Below are 17,722 nucleotides of genomic sequence, written 5' to 3' on the forward strand. Positions count from 1 at the left end.
TTGCGTCACAACATGATCCTGGATGCCCTCTCTTCATACCCAGACATCGACCCCTGACATCGGAACTACTCGTCTAGAACTCGATCGGCCCGTCGGGGAGCATGTCCAGCCCGCGCAGCAGGCCGAACAGGTCCTGCTCGCCCCAGAACTGGACGATCCGCCCGCCGGCCAACCGGTACATCTTGCAGGCGCTCTGCACCGCGGTCGCGCCGGTGGCGTCCCGCCGGTAGGTCTGCGCCATCGAGACCACGACCCGGTCCCCGGCCGCGAAGATCTCGACGATCTCCTGGTCGAGCACGGTCAGTCCGGGCGAGGCGACCGCCTGCTCGACGAGGTGCCGGCCCCGAACCGCCGTGCCCGAGCCGTAGATCGCCACGTCCTCGGCGACCACCGCGCGCAGCTCGGTCAGGTCCTTGGTGGCGAACGTCCGCAGGTAGCGGTGGACCACCTCGACGTTGCGCTCCTGCTCGGTCATGGCCCGCCACGCTACTGAATCCGCCTGCCCGGCACCGCCCCGCGACGCCGCTCGGGCGGACCGGAGGGTTGCCCGGGATGCTTAGGCTTGGTGATGGCCCTCTATTACCGGGACGACGCGGTGCAGGTGACCTCGGAGTCGATCCGGGCGGGTGGTCACGCGGTGGCGATCGCCGACGTGACGTACGTCTGGCACGAGCGGGGGCGGACGACGCCGGCGGTCCGGGGGCGGGTGCTGGGCCGGGGCGTGCTGGTCCTGCTGCTGTCGCTGCCGCCGCTGCTCGCGGTGGTCTGCGTGCTCTCGCTGGCCTGGTCCGCGCAGGACCGCGGCGAGTGGCGACTGGGGCTGGTCATCCTGGCCGCCTGCGCGGTCGGCGCGCTGGCCCTGGCCCCGTTCCTGGAGATCCCGTTGAGCTGGCTGGACCGCTCCTACGATCGCGGCAACCGGGTACACGAGCTCTGGGTGCAGCACCACGGGCGCGAGGTGATGCTGCTGCGGACGCCGGACGCGCTCCGGTTCGGCCAGATCTACCGCGCCGTGCAACGGGCCGTCGAGCAGCACGGTCGGCCCCGCTGACGGCCGTCGGGCGGTTCTGGCGGCCGGGACGCACACTGGGTGCCATGGCGATTCCCCTCCCCCGGCCCGCCGCGGTCGTCGGTCTCACCCGCTCCGCTCTCGACCAGGCGCTGGGTTCGGCGGCCTCGTTCGCCGCCGTGCCGGTCCGCGCGTTCGCGGTGCTCGACGGGGTGGAGGCCCTGCTGACCCGGATCAACGGCGTGGTCGACCGGATCGAGCAGACGCTGGACCGCACCGACCGGGTGCTCACCGACGCCGAGGCCGCGGTGCGCGAGGTCGCGGTGATCAGCGCCGCCGCGACCGCCGCGATCGACACCGCCACCGAGGTGGCCGCCGCGGCCGCGGTGGTGGTCAACGAGGCCGACAAGGTGGCCCGGACGGCCGCCACGGTGGTCGCCGAGGCCGACTCGGTGGCCGGCCGGGCGGCGGGCACGGTGGGCGCCGCGGCGGAGGCGGCGGCCACCGCGGCCGAGTTGCTGACCGCGTACGAGCCGGCGCTGCGCCGGGCCGCGCCGATGGCGAACCGCTTCGTCGAGCAGCTCAGCCACGAGGAGGTGACCGCGGCGGTCCGGCTCGTCGACGAGCTGCCCAAGCTCAGGCAGCACCTGACCGCGGACATCCTGCCGATCCTGGCCACCCTCGACCGGGTCGGCCCGGACCTGCACGACCTGCTCGACGTGACCCGCGACCTGAAGCTCGCCGTGGCCGGCATCCCCGGCCTGAACATGCTCCGCCGGCGCGGCGAGAAGCTCACCGACGACGCCGAGGCGTGACCGGCCCGCCGGCGGCGACGGTCAGCAGTCGCAGCCGGCGGTGGCCCGGGGTGCGGTCAGGTCGTCGACCGGACGGCGGGTCAGCCCCGTCCCGGTGACCACCGGCAGCCCCTCGCGCACCCAGTACTCGTACCCGCCGAGCATCTCCTTGACGCCGAAGCCGAGCCGGGCGAACTCCAGCGCCGCCCGGGTGGCACCGTTGCAGCCCGGGCCCCAGCAGTAGGTGACCACCCGGGACCCGGCCGGCACCAGGTCGGCGGCGCGCCCGGCGATCTCGGCCGTCGGCAGGTGCACCGCGCCCGGCAGGTGGCCCTGGGCCCAGGCGGCGGCGCCCCGGGAGTCGACCACCACCAGGCCGGGCTCCCCGGCGGTCAGGTCGGCGTGCACGTCACTGACGTCGGTCTCGAAGCTCAGCCGGGCGAGGAAGTGGGCGGCGGCGGCCGCCGGTGCGGCGGCCGGCACGGCGAAGGTCTGGGTCATGACCGTGATCCTCCGGTGGGGTGGCCCCGCCGACGAGTGGCGGGAACGACGTCGAGCGCTAACATCCCGCCATGCCCCTGCGCGCCCCGGCCGACCGTAGCGTCGCCGTGCTGGCGTACCCGGGCATGTCGGTCTTCGAGACCGGCATCGTCACCGAGGTGTTCGGGCTGCCCCGGCCCGAGTTCGACGTCGACTGGTACGAGCTGACCGTCTGCGCGGAGCGGCCCGGCCCGGTGCCGGTCGTCGGCGGGGCCAGCCTGCACACCCCGTACGGGCTGGATGTGCTGGCCGGCGCCGCGACCGTGATCGTGCCCGGGGTCCCGGACGTCACCGCCGACCCGTCGCCGGAACTGGTCGCCGCGCTGCGCCGGGCGCACCGGGCCGGCGCCCGGATCATGTCCATCTGCTCCGGCGCGTTCGCCCTCGCCGGCGCCGGGCTGCTGGACGGCCGGCGGGCCACCACCCACTGGCGGTACGCGGACCTGCTGGCCCGCCGGCACCCGCGGGTCGAGGTGGACCCGGACGTGCTCTACCTCGACGACGGTGACCTGCTGACCAGCGCCGGCAGCGCGGCCGGTCTGGACCTCTGCGTGCACCTGGTGCGCCGGGACCACGGCGCGGCGATCGCCAACGCGGTGGCCCGCCGGCTGGTGATCCCGCCGCACCGCGACGGCGGCCAGGCGCAGTTCATCGAGGCGCCGGTGGCCGTCGACCCGGACGACGACCGGATCGCCGCCAGCATCACCTGGGCGCTGGCGCACCTGGCGGAGCCGGTCACCGTCGCCCGGCTGGCCCGGCAGGCGCACATGTCGCCCCGCACCTACCTGCGGCACTTCGCCCGGGCCACCGGCACCAGCCCGATCCGGTGGCTGGTCGACCAGCGGGTCCGGGCCAGCCTGGCGCTGCTGGAGGAGACCGACGCGCCGGTCGAGGAGGTCGCCACGGCGGTCGGATTCGACAGCCCGGTCACCTACCGCCACCACTTCGGCCGGGCCCTGCGGACGTCACCGTCGGCGTACCGCCGGGCCTTCCGCAGCAGCGGGGCCGGTACCCAGCCCGCCTGAACCGGCCGTTCCACCGCGCCGCCCGGCCGGCGGATCCGGCCGGGCGGCGGCGCCGGGATCAGTCCACGTCGGTGCAGACGTCGTGCGTGCTGCCGTGCACCATCGTGATGGTCTTGTCGTACGTCGGGCTGAACTCGACCCGGAACACCCCGTCCACGATCCACAGGCCCCGGGGCAGGGAGCCGGCGTTCTCCCGGAAGCCGAGCAGCACCGGGCCGATCACGTACCAGGTCATCGAGCCGTCGGTGCCGTAGACCACCAGCGAGCTGCCGCTGGCGTCCGCCGTGCTGGTGGCGCCGGTCTCCAGATTGGTCACCCGGCTGACGAGAGCGCCGGTGTACACCTCCCGCTTCGGCGTGCCGTCCGGGTACGTCTCCAGCACCAGCTTGACGACCTCGTCCACCACGGGCTGAACGCGGACGGCGAAGTCGCAACGCGCCCCGGCCGGCAGCTCGAACGCCTCCTGTGGCGCCGGCACCCAGCCGTCGAGCCGGCTCGCCCCGGCGAGCGCGGCGGCGACCTCGGCCGGAACCGTCGGCGTGCCGGCGGGGGTGGCGGTCGCGGCGGACGCCGCGGTCGACGCGCTCGCGACGAACACCGCCGCTGCCAGGACCGCTCCGACACTCGTTCTCCAACGCATGATCACTCCAGCTGTTTCTCGACGGTCGGACCGGACCAGGGTCACCGGCGCCGCTGACCACCTCCTGACCGTCGCGGACCCGGTCGCACCCGGCCGTCCCCGTCGAGCCGCACCGGTACCCGGGAAATCACCAGCCGCTCACCGGGGCGGCAACCGCCGACCGGGGCCAGGTGGTCAGACCGGTATGGACTTCCGACTGCTCGGCCCCTTCGAAGCGCGTCAGGACGGTCATCCCGTCGAGTTCGGCAGCCGCCGGCAGGAGCGGTGCATCCTCGGCGTCCTCCTGCTCGACCCGGGTCACCTGGTCAGCACCGACCGGCTCATCGACCTGCTCTGGCACGGCCGGCCACCCGCTTCGGCCCGCGGCGCCGTGCACACCTACATCGGCCGGCTCCGGGCGGCGCTGGCGCCCCATCGGGTCCGGATCACCACGCGGGGCGAGGGCTACCTCGTGGAACCCGACGGGCACCGGGTCGACGTCGAGGAGTTCAGCCGTCTCGTCCACCAGGCGGGCGGCACCGCTGATCCGGCCGAGCGGGTGCGCCTGCTCGACCAGGCACTAAAGCTCTGGCGGGGGCCGCTGCTCGCCGACACGGCCGACGACGAGCTGCGCGGCCGGCTGGGCGGCCCGATCGAGGAGCTCCGGCTCACCGGGGTCGAACTGCGGGCCGAGGCGCGGCTCGCGCTGGGCCACCAGGCCCGCGTGATCAGTGAGTTGACCCCGCTGGTCACCCGGTACCCGACCCGGGAACGGCTGGTCGCCTCACAGATGACCGCGCTCTACCGGGCCGGCCGGCAGGCCGAGGCGTTGCTGCTGTACCGGACGGCCCGGCGCACGCTCGTGGCCGATCTCGGCGTCGAGCCGGGGATGCGGCTGCGGGAGGTGCACCGGCGGATACTCCGCGCCGACCATCGGCTCGACCGGCCCGACCGGCCCGTCTACGAGGTACGAGTGCGTGGCGAGAGCCTGCCGTGGAGCGTCGGCGGGCATCCGGCGTTGGAGTTCTGCAACACCTTCGCCGGCTGGGGCCACGAGCCACCGCTGCCCGGATCGGAGTGGCTCCGCGGCTACCGGACGCTGGCGGTCTGGGCCGGCCACGTCGGACTGGTCGACGACGTGGCGGTGGGACGGCTGCTCGAACTCGCCGGGCGGAACCCTGACGGGGCCGCCGCCGCGCTCGACGAGGCCCGCGCGCTGCGCGCCCGGTTGTACGCCTGCCTGACCGATCCGGCGGACCGGGGTGCGTTCGACGCCGTCGCGCGGGCCGCGGAGGCCGCCGCGAAGACGATGGTGCTCCGGCGCGAGCCCGACGGCCGGGGGCGGTGGTGGCCCGATCTCTCGGCCGGGCTGCGGCTGCCCGTGCACGCCGCGGCGTGGAGCGCCGCCGGGCTGCTGGCCGATCCACGTCGGCTCACCGTCCGGGCGTGCCCCGACGAGCGGTGCGGTTGGCTCTTCCTCGACGAGAGCGACCTACGCCGCTGGTGCAGCCTGGCGACCTGCGGCCGCTCGGCCGCGCAGGCGCCGTGCCGCAGCGCCTGAGCGCCCGACAAGGCCGTGCGGACCGGCCGGCAGGCGGCGAAGACGTCGCCGGTCGACCGGTTCGGGTGGTCCGGACCGCACCCGGGCGACCGGTGCCTGCCCGGATCAGGCGGGGACGTACAGCTCGTCGATCTCGACCCGGCGGGGCAGCGCCACCGAGGCGCCGAGCCGCCGCGCGCTCGCCGCGCCGGCCGCCGCCGCCCAGCGCACCGCGTCGACCAGGTCCCGGCCCTCGCCCCAGGCGACCGCCAGGGCGCCGGTGAAGGCGTCACCGGCACCGGTGGAGTCCACCACGTCCACCTTCACCGCCGGGACGTGCACGTCGGTGCCGTCCCGGTCGCCGTACCAGGCGCCCTCGGCGCCCAGGGTGAGCACCGCCCGGGGCACCAGGTCGAGCAGGGCCCGCGGCTCGTCGCGGCCGCGGCCGGTGAGCGCCCGCGCCTCGTTCTCGTTGACCACCAGCAGGTCCACCGCGGCCAGCAGCTCGGCGGGCACCGGCCGGGCCGGCGCGGCATTGAGCACCACCCGGGTGCCGGCCGCCCGGGCGGTCACCGCCGCGGCGGTGACCGTCCCCACCGGGACCTCCAGCTGGGCGACCAGGACGTCCGCCGCGCGTACGGCGGCCAGCTCGGGCTCGGTGAGGTCGGTCAGCGCGCCGTTCGCGCCGGGCGTGACCAGGATGGCGTTCTCCCCCTCGGCGTTGACCATCACCAGGGCGACCCCGGAGGCGCCGTAGACCACCCGCAGCTGGCTGGTGTCCACGCCGGCCGCGGTGATCCGGGCCCGGAGGGTGACCCCGAACGAGTCGGAGCCGATCGCGCCGAGGAAGGCGCACGCGGCGCCGGCCCGGGCGGCGGCGACGGCCTGGTTGGCGCCCTTGCCGCCGGGGACGGTCACGAAGTCGGTGCCGAGCAGCGTCTCGCCCGGCCGGGGCAGGGCCGGTGCGGTCGCCACCAGGTCCATGTTGGCGCTGCCGACCACGACCACCCGGGTCTGCCGCACGCTGGGCTCCTTCCCGCGGCCTCAGGCCGCGCGGGCGGTGTACCGGTCGCCGGAGCGCTGGACCACCAGCGGCAGGCCGAAGGTCTTGGCGAGGTTGTCGCCGGTGAGCGTCTCGCCGAGCAGGCCCTGGGCCACCACGGCCCCCTCGCGCAGCAGCAGCGCGTGGGTGAAGCCGGGCGGGATCTCCTCCACGTGGTGGGTCACCAGCACCAGCGCCGGGGCGTCCGGGTCCTGGGCCAGCTCGGCCAGCCGGCCCACCAGGTCCTCCCGGCCACCCAGGTCGAGCCCGGCCGCGGGCTCGTCCAGCAGCAGCAGCTCCGGGTCGGTCATCAGGGCCCGGGCGATCTGCACCCGCTTGCGCTCCCCCTCGGACAGGGTGCCGTAGCTGCGGTCGGCGAGGCCGCCGACGCCGAGCTGGCCGAGCAGCGCGCGGGCCCGCGCCTCGTCGGTCGGGTCGTAGTCCTCCCGCCACCGGCCGACCACCGACCAGGCGGCGGTGAGCACCACGTCGCTGACCCGCTCGTCGGCGGGCACCCGCTCGGCGAGCGCGGCGGTGGAGAGCCCGATGCGGGTACGCAGCTCGGTGACGTCGGTCCGGCCGATCCGCTCGCCGAGCACGTACGCGGTGCCGGTGGTCGGGTGCAGCCGGCCGGCCGCGAGGTTGAGCAGGGTGGTCTTGCCGGCGCCGTTCGGGCCGAGCACGACCCAGCGCTCGTCCAGCTCGACCCGCCAGGTCACGTCGTGCAGCAGGGCGGTGCCGGACCGGCGTACGCCGACGCCGTCGAGGCTGACCACCAGATCCGCGTCCACGGGCGAGGGTGCGGGTGCGGCGCCGCCGGCGCCGGGGATCAGGTCACCAGTCACCCGACCATCCAACCACGCAGGCCCGCGGTGCCCCCCACGGGCGGCCTGCCGGCCTTAGGGTGAGGCGCCGTGTCGTTGGTCACCCTATGTGAAGGACGGTCCATGCCCGGTCGGAGCACGGAGCCGCGCGGATGAGCGCGGTCATCGAGATCGAGGGTCTGCGCAAGACCTTCCACAGCCTGCGACACGGTCGCCGGGTGGCGGTCGACGGCTTCGACCTGCTCGTGGAGACCGGCCAGATCCACGGCTTCCTCGGCCCGAACGGCTCGGGCAAGACCACCACGCTGCGCGCCCTGCTCGGGCTGGTCCGCGCCGACGCGGGGCGGATGACGGTGCTCGGCGAGCGGTCGCCGGAGCGGCTGTCCCGGGTCTCCGGCCGGGTCGGGGCGATCGTGGAGAGCCCGCAGTTCTTCGGCAACTTCACCGCCCACCGCACGCTGCGGCTGCTCGCCCGCGCCGGCGGCGTTCCCGTCTCCCGGGTCGACGAGGTGCTGGCGCAGGTCGGCCTGTACGACCGCGGCCACGAGCGGGTCAAGGGCTACTCGCTCGGCATGAAGCAGCGCCTGGCGGTGGCGTCCGCCCTGCTCAAGAACCCGGAGCTGCTGATCCTCGACGAGCCGGCGAACGGGCTGGACCCGGCCGGCATCCGGGAGATGCGGGACCTGATGCGGTCGCTGGCCGCGGCCGGGGTGACCGTGCTGGTGTCCAGCCACATCCTGGCCGAGATCCAGCTGATCTGCGACCACGTCACGATCATCTCCCGGGGCCGGCGGGTGGCGGCCGGCCGGGTGGACGAGGTGCTGGCCGGCTTCGACCGGCACGAGTTCCTGGTCCGGGTGGCCGAGCCGGCGCGGGCGGTCGAGCTGCTGGGCGCCGCCGGGCTGTCCGTCACCGGGCACGACGACGACCACCTGACGGTGGCCGACGTGGTCGACCCGACGGTGGTCAGCCGCACCCTCGGCGAGCAGGGCCTCTGGGTACGCGAGCTGACCCCGCTGCGGCCGGACCTGGAGAGCGTCTTCCTGGAGCTGACCGGCACGGCCGGCCATCCGGGGGTGCCCCGGCAGGTGGACGACTCGGTGCTGCCGGGCGACCCGGCGCGGGACGCGATGATCGACCTCGACGCGGGGGTCGGCGAGGCCAGAGAGGTGGACGCGTGAACCTGGTCCGTGCCGAGCTGGAGCGGCTGGGCGCCCGGCGCTTCGTGCAACTCATGGTCGTCCTGCTGGTGCTGGCCTTCGGCATCACCGCGGCGACCACCCTGGCCGGCTCGCACCGGCCCACCGCCGCCGAGCTGGCGCAGGCCCAGCAGCAGGCGGCCGAGGAGCGGCGCAACCTGGAGGTCGTCCACGAGCAGTGCCTCGCCCGCGAACGCGGCGTGCTGCCGCCGGAGCAGGCCGACCAGTACTACCCGCCCAACTGCAGCGAGGTGGACCCGGCGCTGCGGGAGCGGCTGCCGGTGGCCGGCGACTACCTGGTCGGGGTGTTCACCTTCGCCGAGGAGGCCCGGCCGCTGCTCTACTTCCTGATCGCCTTCCTGGTCCTCTTCGGCTTCCTGGTGGGCGCCTCCTACATCGGCGCCGACCTGAACTCCGGCGGCGTGGTCAACCTGCTGCTCTGGCGTCCGCGCCGGATGACGGTGCTCGGCGCCAAGCTGGGCACGCTGCTCGGCGGGGTGCTGGCGCTGTCCCTGCTCGCCTCGGCGGTCTACCTGGCCACCTTCTGGTTCATCGGGCAGGCCGCCGGGCAGCCGGGCCGGCTCGACGACGAGTTCTGGCGGTCGCTGGGGGCCATCTGGGGGCGGGGCCTGGTGCTGGTGCTGCTGGCCACCGTGCTCGGCTTCGCCATCGCCACGCTGGGCCGGCACACCTCGGCGGCACTCGGCGCGGTCGCCGCCTACCTGGTGGTGTGGGAGCTCGGCGCCCGGCTGGTGTTCGAGATCCTGGAGGTGGCCCGGCCCGACCAGCTGATGCTCTCCAGCCACCTGGCCGCCTGGCTGACCGGGCGGGCCGAGTTCTGGGACAACCAGGCCTGCGTGGGCGTCTTCGACGGCGGCTGCGACGGCTTCTACGCGCTGACCTGGGCGCCGGCGCTGGTCGTGCTGCTCACGCTGACCGCCGCGCTCACCGCGGCGGCCTTCGCCGTGTTCCGCCGGCGCGACCTGATCTGAGCTGCGCGGACACTTGGTCGGGGTGCGGCAAGACCTTGCAGCACCCCGACCTATGGTGAAGAATTCCTTCACATGACGGACGGCGGCGCGGGTGACGACGCTCGCCCCGCCGGTGCGGCGACGGCGGGCGGCCGCCCCGCCGTCGGGTCAACCGACCGTCGAGCCGAAGACCTCGTCGCGGACGGCGTCGAGCGCGGTCCGCAGCGCGCCGTTGAGGATGGGCTCCTCGGTCAGCCCGGTCGGCACCACCCGGGGCCGCACCAGCGTGATCGCCGCCACCTCGTGCTGCACCCGCTCGGCCAGCGCCGCCCCGCCCGCCTGGCCGACCTCGCCGGCGAGCACCACCAGCGGCGGGTCCAGCACCACGCAGGTGCTGGCCACGCCGAGCGCCAGCCGCCGGGCCAGCTCGTCGAGCAGCGGGCCGCCCGCCGTGCCGTCCGCGATGGCCGCGTGCACCGCGCCGGCCGAGCTGTCGTCCGGATAGCCGTGCTCGCGCGCCAGCGCGCGCACCGCCTCCCCACCCACCAGCTGTTGGAACGCGGGCTTGGCCCGGCGGGACACGTCGCGCGGGATGGGCGCGCCGGGGACCGGCAGGTAACCGATCTCGCCCGCGGCGCCACTGCTGCCGTGGTGCAGCCGTCCACCGAGCATGATCGCCAGACCGACGCCGGCGCCCACCCAGACCAGCACGAAGTTCGACACCCCGCGGGCCGCGCCGGACTGCGCCTCGGCGACCGCGGCCAGGTTGACGTCGTTCTCGAAGACCACCGGGGTGTGCAGGTCGTCGCGGAGCGCGGCGAGCAGGCCGCTGTGCCAGCGCGGCAGGTTGAAGGCGAAGGTGATGTCCCCGGTGGCCGGGTCCACCAGGCCGGGGGTGCCGAGCACGATCCGCCGCACGCTCGACAGCTGCGCCTGGGCACTGCTGGCCGCCTGGACGACCGCGTTGTGCACCACGCCGACCGGGTCGTCGGTGTCCCGGGTGGACTGCTCGACCCGGCCGATCACCGCCCCGGTGATGTCCGCGCAGGCGGCGACCACCCGGTCCGGGCCGACGTCCACCCCGACCACGTGCGCGCTGCCCGGCCGCACCGCGTAGAGCTGGGCGTTCGGTCCCCGCCCGCCGGCCTGCTCGCCGACCCGGGTGACCAGCCCCCGCTCCTCCAGCCGTTCGACCAGCTGGGAGGCGGTGACCTTGGACAGCCCGGTCAGCTCGCCGAGCCGGGCCCGGGTCAGCGGCCCCTGCTCCAGCAGCAGCTCCAGCGCGGCGCGGTCGTTGAGCGCCCGCAGGAGGCGGGGGGTGCCGGGCAACCGGGTCGCACTCATGCCACGTCCTTCAGCTTCTATAAACTTTGCTAACTGTAAACCGACCGGTGAGCGGGTAGCCGTAGCGTATCGGCCACCCGGGACCGGAGAACTCGGACGACCCGGCACCACCGCACCGCCGGGACGGCCGCCTCCGTCGCCACGTCCGTGCCGCCGGACACCGAAAGGGGAGATCACGTGGGGCTCGATCCAGGACTGCGCCGGCTCGCGCTCGGCACGCTGCTCGCCGCGTACCCGGGCCCGGTGCCGCCGGACTGGGCGGTCGACCTGGTCGCCGAGGGGCTCGCCGGGCACACCCTGTTCGGCACCAACGTGCACAACCCGGCCCAGGTGGCGGCCAGCACCGCCGGGCTGCGGGCCGGGCGCGCCGACGTGCTGATCGCCATCGACGAGGAGGGGGGCGACGTCACCCGCCTCGCCCACGCCACCGGCAGCCCCTATCCCGGCAACGCCGCGCTCGGGGCGATCGGCGACGTGGCCCTCACCCGGCGCGTGTACGAGGCGATCGGGGCCGAACTGGCCGCGCTCGGCATCACCGTCAACCTCGCCCCGACGGTCGACGTCAACACCGCCGACGAGAACCCGGTGATCGGCACCCGCTCCTTCGGGGCCGACCCGGTCCGGGTCGCCGCGCACTCCGCCGCCGCGGTGGCCGGGCTCCAGGCCGCCGGGGTCGCCGCCTGCGCCAAGCACTTCCCCGGGCACGGCGCCACCGTCGCCGACTCCCACCACGAACTGCCCACCGTGGACGTGCCCGTCGACGTGCTGCGCCGGCGCGACCTGCCGCCGTTCGCCGCGGTGGTGGCCGCCGGCGCGCGGGCGGTGATGACCGCGCACATCCGGGTGCCGGCGCTGACCGGCGACGGCCCCGCCACCTTCAGCCGGGCCGTCCTGGTCGACCTGCTCCGCGGCGAGTACGGCTTCACCGGCACGGTGATCACCGACGCGCTGGAGATGAAGGGCGCCGCGGTCGCCGCGGGCGGGGTGGGTCCGGCCGCCGTCCGGGCCCTGGCCGCCGGCGCCGACCTGCTCTGCATCGGCGCCCAGGTCGACGCCGAGCTGGTCGAGCGGGTCGTCGCCGAGATCGTCGCGGCGCTCGCCGAGGGCCGGCTGGACCGGTCCCGGGTGGAGGAGGCCGCCGGCCGGGCCGCGGCGCTGGCCGCCTGGACCGGCGCCGCCGGCGGGGCCTCCGCCGCCGCCACCGACCTGGGGTACGCGGCGGCCCGCCGCGCCGTCCGGGTCGAGGGCACGCTGACCGGGCTGGACCGGCCCCTGGTGGTCCAGGTGCACGCCGCCTCCACCATCGCCGAGGGCCGGGTGCCCTGGGGCCTCGGGCCGCACCTGGCCGACGCGGAGGAGATCCGGGTGGTCGCCGCCGAGACCGACCCGGCCACCCTGCGCGGACTGGCCGGGTCCCGGCCGATCGTGCTGGTCGGCCGGCACCTGCACCGGCTGCCCGGCGGCCCCGAGCTGGTGTCCGCGTTGGCCGCCGAGCACCCGGTGACCGTGGTCGAGATGGGATGGCCGGCGAGCTGGCGGCCGGCCGGCGTCCGGGCCTTCGTCACCACATACGGCGCGAGCCACGCCAACGGCCGGGCCGCCGCCGAGGCGCTCGGGCTGGCCGGCTGAGCCCCCGGCCGGGCGGGCCGGATGTGTCCCCCCGGCCGCCCGCCCGGCACCGGCGTCCGGCGGAGCCGGTCCCGCCCGCCCGGGCGGCATTGATCGGGTCGGTCCGGGGTATCCGGGTCGAATGACCGCCACCGACCCCTGGCACCGAGCGCTGGCCGACCTCGTCTCCCGGTCGCACCGGTTGCCGCCGGACGAGCTGCCGCTGGCGGTCGGCGCCGTGCTGCGGCCACTGGGCGTCACGGCGACCGTCTACCTGGTCGACGTCGAGCAGTGCGACCTGCGCCCGCTGCCCGAGCCCGGCCGTCCGGTGCCGGACCGGCTGCCGATCGACAGCAGCCTGGCCGGCCGCGCCTTCACCCACGTCGAGGTGCACATCGGGCAGGGACCGCCACCCCGGCTCTGGGTGCCGATCGTGAACGGCACCGATCGGCTCGGGCTGCTGGAGATCGTCCCGCCGGCCGGGGTGGATCCGGCCGACCGGTCGCTGCAGGACGGGGGCCGGCTGATCGCCGGCCTCGTCGGGCACCTGGTGACCAGCAAGAGCGGCTACGGCGACGGCCTGCACCGGGCCCGGCGCAGCCGCCCGATGGCGGTCTCCGCCGAGTTGCTCTGGCACCTGCTGCCGCCGCTGACCTTCGCCAGCCCGGACGCCTCGATCAGCGCCCTGCTGGAACCCTGCTACGAGGTCGGCGGGGACGCGTTCGACTACGCCCTGAACGACGGGATCGTGTCGCTGGCGATCCTGGACGGGGTGGGCCGCGGCCTGCCGGCCGTGCTCACCACCTCGGTCGCGCTCTCCGCCCTACGGGCGGCCCGGCGGGCCGGCACCGATCTTCCCGGGCTGGCCGGGGCGGTGGACGCCGCGATCGCCGGCCAGTGGCGGGACGCCCGCTTCGTCACCGGGGTGCTGGCCGAGTTCCACACCGGCACCGGTCTGCTCCGGTACGTCGTCGCCGGACACCCGGCGCCGGTGCTGCTGCGCCGGGGACGGGCCGTGCAGGAGCTGACCGAGGGCCGACGCCTCCCGCTCGGCCTGGCCGACCAGGTCGAGGCGGCGCAGACCCGGCTGGAGCGGGGCGACCGGCTGCTGCTGCACACCGACGGGGTGACCGAGGCGCGCAGCGCCACCGGGGAGCTGTTCGGCCTGCCCCGGCTGGCCGATCTCACCGAGCGGCACATCAGCTCCGGTCTGCCGGCACCCGAGGTCCTGCGCCGGCTGGCCCACGCGGTCGCCGAGCACCAGGGCGGGCCGGGACGGGACGACGCCACGCTGCTGCTGGTCGAGTGGTCGGCCGAGGCGGCCGCGAACACCGAACCCTGATCGCCGGGCGGCGGGCCGGCCGGCCCGCCGTGAGACCGCCGACCCGCTACCGCCGGTTCAGTGCAGCCCGCGCCAGCCGCCGCCGGCGGGCCGCCCGCTGTCGCCGCCGGCGGACCCTCCGGGGTCGCCGGCGGCGAGCCCGAGCAGGGTGTCGACCGAGGTGATTCGCAGCACCCGGGCCACCACCGGCTGCGGCCGGGTCACCCGGAGCGTCACGTCGTGCTCCCGGGCCACGGCCACGCCGTGGACCAGCACCCGGACCCCGCTGGAGTCGAGGAAGCCGACGTCACCGAGATCGACCACGACCTCACCGACCCCGGCCTGCCGCAGCGCGTCGAGCAGCGCCGCCTCCAGGGCGTCGGCGGTGGACATGTCGACTTCTCCGGTCGGACGCAGGACCACCTGCCGCCGCTCCGCGTCCCGCGCCTGCACGTGCGTCCACCGCCTCACCGGAGAGAGCCTCGCGCCGGCGTCCGCGCCGGTGCCAGCCGACCATACCCACCCGCCCGGCCGACAGCCATCCACGGCAACCTTCTTGAACGCGTTCAACTCTTCCCGTACGCTGACCCAAGCGGATTTGAACGCGTTCAAGAAGGAGTCGGGATGGACACCAAGGTCTGGATGTACCTGGTCTATCTGGCGGTCAGCATCGGGCTGACCGTCTGGGTGGCCCGGGCGCTGTCCCGCAACGGACTGGTCTTCCTCGAGGAGGTGTTCGCCGACGAACGCCTCGCCAAGGCGGTGAACAGCCTGCTGGTGGTCGGCTTCTACCTGCTCAACCTCGGCTACGTCACGGTGGCGATGAAGCACCCCGACCCGGTGCGCTCCACCAGCGAGGCGATGGAGGAGCTGTCGCTCAAGGTCGGCCTGGTGCTGCTGGTGCTCGGCGCGCTGCACTTCTTCAACGTCTTCGCGCTCAACCGGTACCGCCGGGGCCGGCTCCGCCAGCTCGCCACCCACCCACCGCTCGCCCCGGTCGGCCAGCTGGCCGTCCCACCCGCCCCGCGCACCGGCTACCCGGCCGGCCCGCACCCGCAGGCCGGGCCGTACACCACCGGCCACCGGCCGCAGCCCGGGCCGGTGAGCGGCGGCCAGCCGGACGCCGGGCCGACCCCGCCCGCACCTGCGCGATGAGGCTCCCGGCCGACGGGCCGGGCGGGCTTCCGGATGCCACCGCGCGCTCCGGCGGTGGCATCCGGGGGTTCACCGTCCTGTTCGACGCGCACTGCCCGCTGTGCCGGGCCGCCCGCACCTGGCTGGCGTCCCGCCCCCAGCTCGTACCCCTGGAGTTCGTGCCGGCCGGCTCGATGGAGGCCCGGCGGCGATTCCCGGGCCTGGACCACGACGCGACCCTGCGCGACCTGACCGTGGTCGCGGACACCGGCGAGGTGTACGCCGGCGACGGCGCCTGGTTCGCCTGCCTGTGGGCGCTCGCCGACCACCGGGCGACGGCGGAACGGCTGGCCCGCCCGCATCTGCTGCCACTGGCCCGGCGCCTGGTGACCGTCGCCTCGGCGGTCCGTGAACGGGTCCGCGAGCCGTGGTCGGAGCCGGTGGGCGAACCGGCGGGTTACGGTGGCCCCGATGACCGAGCAGACTGCGCCGACGACCGCTGCGGGTGAGCCGGCGACCGCCCGGGGCGAGCAGACCCGCCAGCTCATCCTGGACACCGCGATGCGGCTGTTCCGCGAGCGCGGGTACGCCCGGACCACCATGCGGGCCATCGCGCAGGAGGCCGGGGTGGCGGTGGGCAACGCCTACTACTACTTCGGTTCCAAGGACCACCTGATCCAGGAGTTCTACACCCGCGCCCAGGTCGAGCACCGGGCGGCGGCCCAGCCGGTGCTCGACCGCGAGTCCGACTTCGCCGCCCGGCTCGCCGGGGCGCTGCACGCCGGCATCGACGTGCTCACCCCCTCGCACGACTTCGCCGCCAGCTTCTTCAAGACGGCGGCGGAGCCGACCTCCCCGCTGAGCCCGTTCTCCGCGGAGTCCTCGGCACCGCGCCAAGCGGCGATCGAGCTCTTCGCCGAGGTGCTGGACGGCTCGACCGCCAAGGTGGACGCCGAGCTCCGCCCCGAGCTGCCCGAGCTGCTCTGGCTGGCGTACATGGGGGTGATCCTCTACTGGGTCTACGACCGGTCACCGGGGCAGGTCAGGACCCGGCAGCTGATCGACGGGGCGGTGCCGCTCGTCGACCGGCTGGTGGCGCTGTCCCGGTTGCGGGTGCTCCGCCCGGTCACCCGGCAGGTCCTCGACCTCATTCGCACGCTGCGTCACTGACCGGCCCGGCCGGCCGCTCCGGCTCCGCTCCAGGTCAAGTCCGCTATTCGACACTCCGAAGCGAGTGCGGGCATCTTGCCGTCGAGCCCGCCGATACGTAGCGTAATCAGCGTCGCGCACCCACGGGGACCTGGGGGGAGGCTGCGGACCGTGGATTCGGCCCGGGATCCACGGTCCGCGCCCTGCCGCCCCCGGTGCCGCCCCGCCGGTCAGGTCGGGTAGACCCCGAACGACCGCCACCCCCGGTCCGGAAAGCCGGCCGCGGCCGCCACCCGGGCCGAGGCGGAGTTGCCGCGATCGTGCAGGTAGGTCGGAACCGCCCCGTCGTCGAGCACCCGGCGGGCCGCCTGGGCGACGAGGCGGCGGGCCAGGCCCCGGTTGCGGGCCGCGGGCACGGTTCCCACCGCCAGCTCGTGCCCGTACGCGTCGTGCCGCTTGATCCCGACTCCGGCCAGGTAGCGGCCCCGTTCGTCGCGGACCACCAGCACCGCCCGGTCGAACAGCCGCAGCCAGGCGGGCAGCCCCGGCTCGCCGGGGGAGGTCCACTCCCCCACGTCGGGCAGCGGGGTCGGCGCCACGCACCACCGGAAGACGTCGTCGTGCACCGCCCAGCCGCGGTGGCCGACCGCCGCCGGCAACTCCGGCAACAGCCGGTCCGGTCGCCGGGCCAGGTCCCGGACCGCCGGGACGCGGTCCGGTGGCACCGACAGCACGGTGCTCGCGCCGGCGCGGACCGCGATCGCCGGCCGGAGCCGGCCGTCCCACGCCGGCCGGGTCCGGCGGTACGAGCCGACCACGTGCAGCCCCGGGCCGGCGGGCCACTGCCCGAGCCAGGTGGCCAGGTGCAGGTGCAGCCGCCGGTCGAGCATCGGCTCACCTCCCCGCACCGCCGGCCGTCGCGGGGCCGGAACCCGCCGATCACCGTACGCCGGGCGGCTTCGCCCGGCGTACGGAACCGGTCAGTGCCCCAGGTGACCGGCGTCGCGGCCCGCGTGACCGGCGTGGTGACCGGCGTGGCCGGCCTCGTGACCGGCGTGGCCGGCCTCGTGACCGGCGTGGCCGGCGGAGTGGCCGGCGTGGTGCCCTTCCGCGGACGTCGGGTGGTCGTGCCCGGCGTGGTACCGGTGGGTCACCGCGTGGCCACGGCCGCGGGCGATCAGCGCGCGGTTGACCGGCACGGTGACCACGAAGGCCACCGCGAGGGCGCCGGCCAGGCTGGTCCAGAAGACCCAGCTGGTCAGGCCCGCCTCCATGGCCCCGGGGATGGCCAGCATGACGCCGTTGTCGACGACCTCCATCACGGCGATGCTGACGGTGTCGGCGACCAGCGCCACCTTGACCGCCGTCCGCAGCGGCACGCCGGAGCGCAGCACCGGCCGGATGGTGAGCGAGTAGCCGAAGAGGAAGGCCAGGCCGACCGCCAGCGCGATGGTGCCGAGATCGGACCAGCCGAGGGCGGTGCCGATGACCATGCCGAGCACCTCGCCGATGGCGCAGCCGGTGAGGCAGTGCACCGTCGCGGTGATCGCCAGTCGGGTCAGGTTCGCGTTGTCCATGTCGCCGACCATATACCCCCTAGGGG

General features: G+C 75.4%; 20 protein-coding genes. 11 read left to right on the forward strand and 9 right to left on the reverse strand.

The features are described 5' to 3' along the window. Positions 1-73: 73 nt before the first annotated feature. Positions 74-475, reverse strand: coding sequence for a nuclear transport factor 2 family protein (locus AC1WTP_RS11395; RefSeq protein WP_481649190.1), 402 nt, complete (start codon positions 473-475; stop codon positions 74-76). A gap of 93 nt (positions 476-568) precedes the next feature. Here AC1WTP_RS11395 and AC1WTP_RS11400 point away from each other — a divergent pair, with 93 nt between their 5' ends. Together AC1WTP_RS11400 and AC1WTP_RS11405 are read left to right on the forward strand one after the other, a co-directional pair. Next, a complete protein-coding gene (locus AC1WTP_RS11400) occupies positions 569-1,051 on the forward strand; it encodes a DUF6232 family protein (RefSeq protein WP_481649359.1) in 483 nt (160 codons plus the stop codon). Positions 1,052-1,095: 44 nt separating this feature from the next. Then, positions 1,096-1,824: a hypothetical protein gene (locus AC1WTP_RS11405; protein ID WP_481649191.1), complete on the forward strand. Its 729-nt coding sequence runs from the start codon at positions 1,096-1,098 to the stop codon at positions 1,822-1,824. Between the two features lie 21 nt (positions 1,825-1,845). On the opposite strand, the gene AC1WTP_RS11410 is transcribed toward AC1WTP_RS11405, so the two are convergent. Next, entirely contained in the window at positions 1,846-2,304 is a 459-nt protein-coding gene (locus AC1WTP_RS11410; protein ID WP_481649192.1) for a rhodanese-like domain-containing protein, read from the reverse strand. Between the two features lie 71 nt (positions 2,305-2,375). Between AC1WTP_RS11410 and ftrA the strand changes: the two genes are divergently transcribed. After that, positions 2,376-3,368 carry a transcriptional regulator FtrA gene (gene ftrA / locus AC1WTP_RS11415; RefSeq protein ID WP_481649193.1) on the forward strand — a complete coding sequence of 331 codons (993 nt, stop codon included), beginning with the start codon at positions 2,376-2,378 and terminating at the stop codon, positions 3,366-3,368. 58 nt (positions 3,369-3,426) lie between these two features. Here ftrA and AC1WTP_RS11420 read toward each other — a convergent pair whose 3' ends face one another. After that, the gene (locus AC1WTP_RS11420) at positions 3,427-3,966 is read right to left on the reverse strand and encodes a hypothetical protein (protein ID WP_481649194.1); all 540 of its coding nucleotides are present in this window, start codon (positions 3,964-3,966) and stop codon (positions 3,427-3,429) included. Between the two features lie 226 nt (positions 3,967-4,192). Between AC1WTP_RS11420 and AC1WTP_RS11425 the strand changes: the two genes are divergently transcribed. Next, positions 4,193-5,548: a BTAD domain-containing putative transcriptional regulator gene (locus tag AC1WTP_RS11425; protein ID WP_481649195.1), complete on the forward strand. Its 1,356-nt coding sequence runs from the start codon at positions 4,193-4,195 to the stop codon at positions 5,546-5,548. Between the two features lie 105 nt (positions 5,549-5,653). On the opposite strand, the gene AC1WTP_RS11430 is transcribed toward AC1WTP_RS11425, so the two are convergent. Both AC1WTP_RS11430 and AC1WTP_RS11435 read right to left on the reverse strand, forming a co-directional pair. Beyond that, a complete protein-coding gene (locus tag AC1WTP_RS11430; protein ID WP_481649196.1) occupies positions 5,654-6,550 on the reverse strand; it encodes a ribokinase in 897 nt (298 codons plus the stop codon). 21 nt (positions 6,551-6,571) lie between these two features. Further along, positions 6,572-7,414: an ABC transporter ATP-binding protein gene (locus AC1WTP_RS11435; RefSeq protein ID WP_481649197.1), complete on the reverse strand. Its 843-nt coding sequence runs from the start codon at positions 7,412-7,414 to the stop codon at positions 6,572-6,574. 131 nt (positions 7,415-7,545) lie between these two features. Between AC1WTP_RS11435 and AC1WTP_RS11440 the strand changes: the two genes are divergently transcribed. Together AC1WTP_RS11440 and AC1WTP_RS11445 are read left to right on the forward strand one after the other, a co-directional pair. Next, positions 7,546-8,574, forward strand: coding sequence for an ABC transporter ATP-binding protein (locus tag AC1WTP_RS11440; RefSeq protein ID WP_481649198.1), 1,029 nt, complete (start codon positions 7,546-7,548; stop codon positions 8,572-8,574). Then, positions 8,571-9,584, forward strand: a complete 1,014-nt coding sequence (locus AC1WTP_RS11445; RefSeq protein ID WP_481649199.1) for an ABC transporter permease subunit — start codon at positions 8,571-8,573, stop codon at positions 9,582-9,584. The genes AC1WTP_RS11440 and AC1WTP_RS11445 overlap by 4 nt, the downstream gene beginning before the upstream one ends. Positions 9,585-9,731: 147 nt before the next feature. Here AC1WTP_RS11445 and AC1WTP_RS11450 read toward each other — a convergent pair whose 3' ends face one another. Next, entirely contained in the window at positions 9,732-10,907 is a 1,176-nt protein-coding gene (locus AC1WTP_RS11450) for an ROK family transcriptional regulator (RefSeq protein WP_481649200.1), read from the reverse strand. 177 nt (positions 10,908-11,084) lie between these two features. Here AC1WTP_RS11450 and AC1WTP_RS11455 point away from each other — a divergent pair, with 177 nt between their 5' ends. Both AC1WTP_RS11455 and AC1WTP_RS11460 read left to right on the forward strand, forming a co-directional pair. Further along, entirely contained in the window at positions 11,085-12,536 is a 1,452-nt protein-coding gene (locus tag AC1WTP_RS11455) for a glycoside hydrolase family 3 N-terminal domain-containing protein (protein ID WP_481649201.1), read from the forward strand. Between the two features lie 121 nt (positions 12,537-12,657). Beyond that, positions 12,658-13,857, forward strand: coding sequence for a PP2C family protein-serine/threonine phosphatase (locus AC1WTP_RS11460; RefSeq protein WP_481649202.1), 1,200 nt, complete (start codon positions 12,658-12,660; stop codon positions 13,855-13,857). A 57-nt stretch (positions 13,858-13,914) separates the two neighbouring features. Here the strand turns inward: AC1WTP_RS11460 and AC1WTP_RS11465 are convergent, their stop codons facing one another. Then, positions 13,915-14,307 (reverse strand): STAS domain-containing protein, encoded by a 393-nt coding sequence (locus AC1WTP_RS11465; protein WP_481649203.1) that lies wholly within the window; start codon positions 14,305-14,307, stop codon positions 13,915-13,917. A gap of 153 nt (positions 14,308-14,460) precedes the next feature. On the opposite strand from AC1WTP_RS11465, the gene AC1WTP_RS11470 reads away from it, so the two are divergent. From AC1WTP_RS11470 to AC1WTP_RS11480, 3 genes are read left to right on the forward strand one after another with little or no spacing between them, the layout of a single operon-like run. After that, positions 14,461-14,991, forward strand: coding sequence for a hypothetical protein (locus AC1WTP_RS11470; protein ID WP_481649204.1), 531 nt, complete (start codon positions 14,461-14,463; stop codon positions 14,989-14,991). Beyond that, positions 14,988-15,479, forward strand: coding sequence for a thiol-disulfide oxidoreductase DCC family protein (locus AC1WTP_RS11475; RefSeq protein WP_481649205.1), 492 nt, complete (start codon positions 14,988-14,990; stop codon positions 15,477-15,479). The genes AC1WTP_RS11470 and AC1WTP_RS11475 overlap by 4 nt, the downstream gene beginning before the upstream one ends. Continuing rightward, positions 15,442-16,140 (forward strand): TetR family transcriptional regulator, encoded by a 699-nt coding sequence (locus AC1WTP_RS11480; protein ID WP_481649206.1) that lies wholly within the window; start codon positions 15,442-15,444, stop codon positions 16,138-16,140. Before AC1WTP_RS11475 ends, AC1WTP_RS11480 begins: the two co-directional genes overlap by 38 nt. Positions 16,141-16,349: 209 nt before the next feature. On the opposite strand, the gene AC1WTP_RS11485 is transcribed toward AC1WTP_RS11480, so the two are convergent. Then, positions 16,350-17,009 carry a GNAT family N-acetyltransferase gene (locus AC1WTP_RS11485; RefSeq protein ID WP_481649207.1) on the reverse strand — a complete coding sequence of 220 codons (660 nt, stop codon included), beginning with the start codon at positions 17,007-17,009 and terminating at the stop codon, positions 16,350-16,352. Between the two features lie 90 nt (positions 17,010-17,099). Next, a complete protein-coding gene (locus AC1WTP_RS11490) occupies positions 17,100-17,696 on the reverse strand; it encodes a DUF4396 domain-containing protein (protein WP_481649208.1) in 597 nt (198 codons plus the stop codon). Positions 17,697-17,722: the final 26 nt, after the last annotated feature.

The sequence above is a fragment of the Micromonospora sp. R311 genome, from assembly GCF_056780015.1.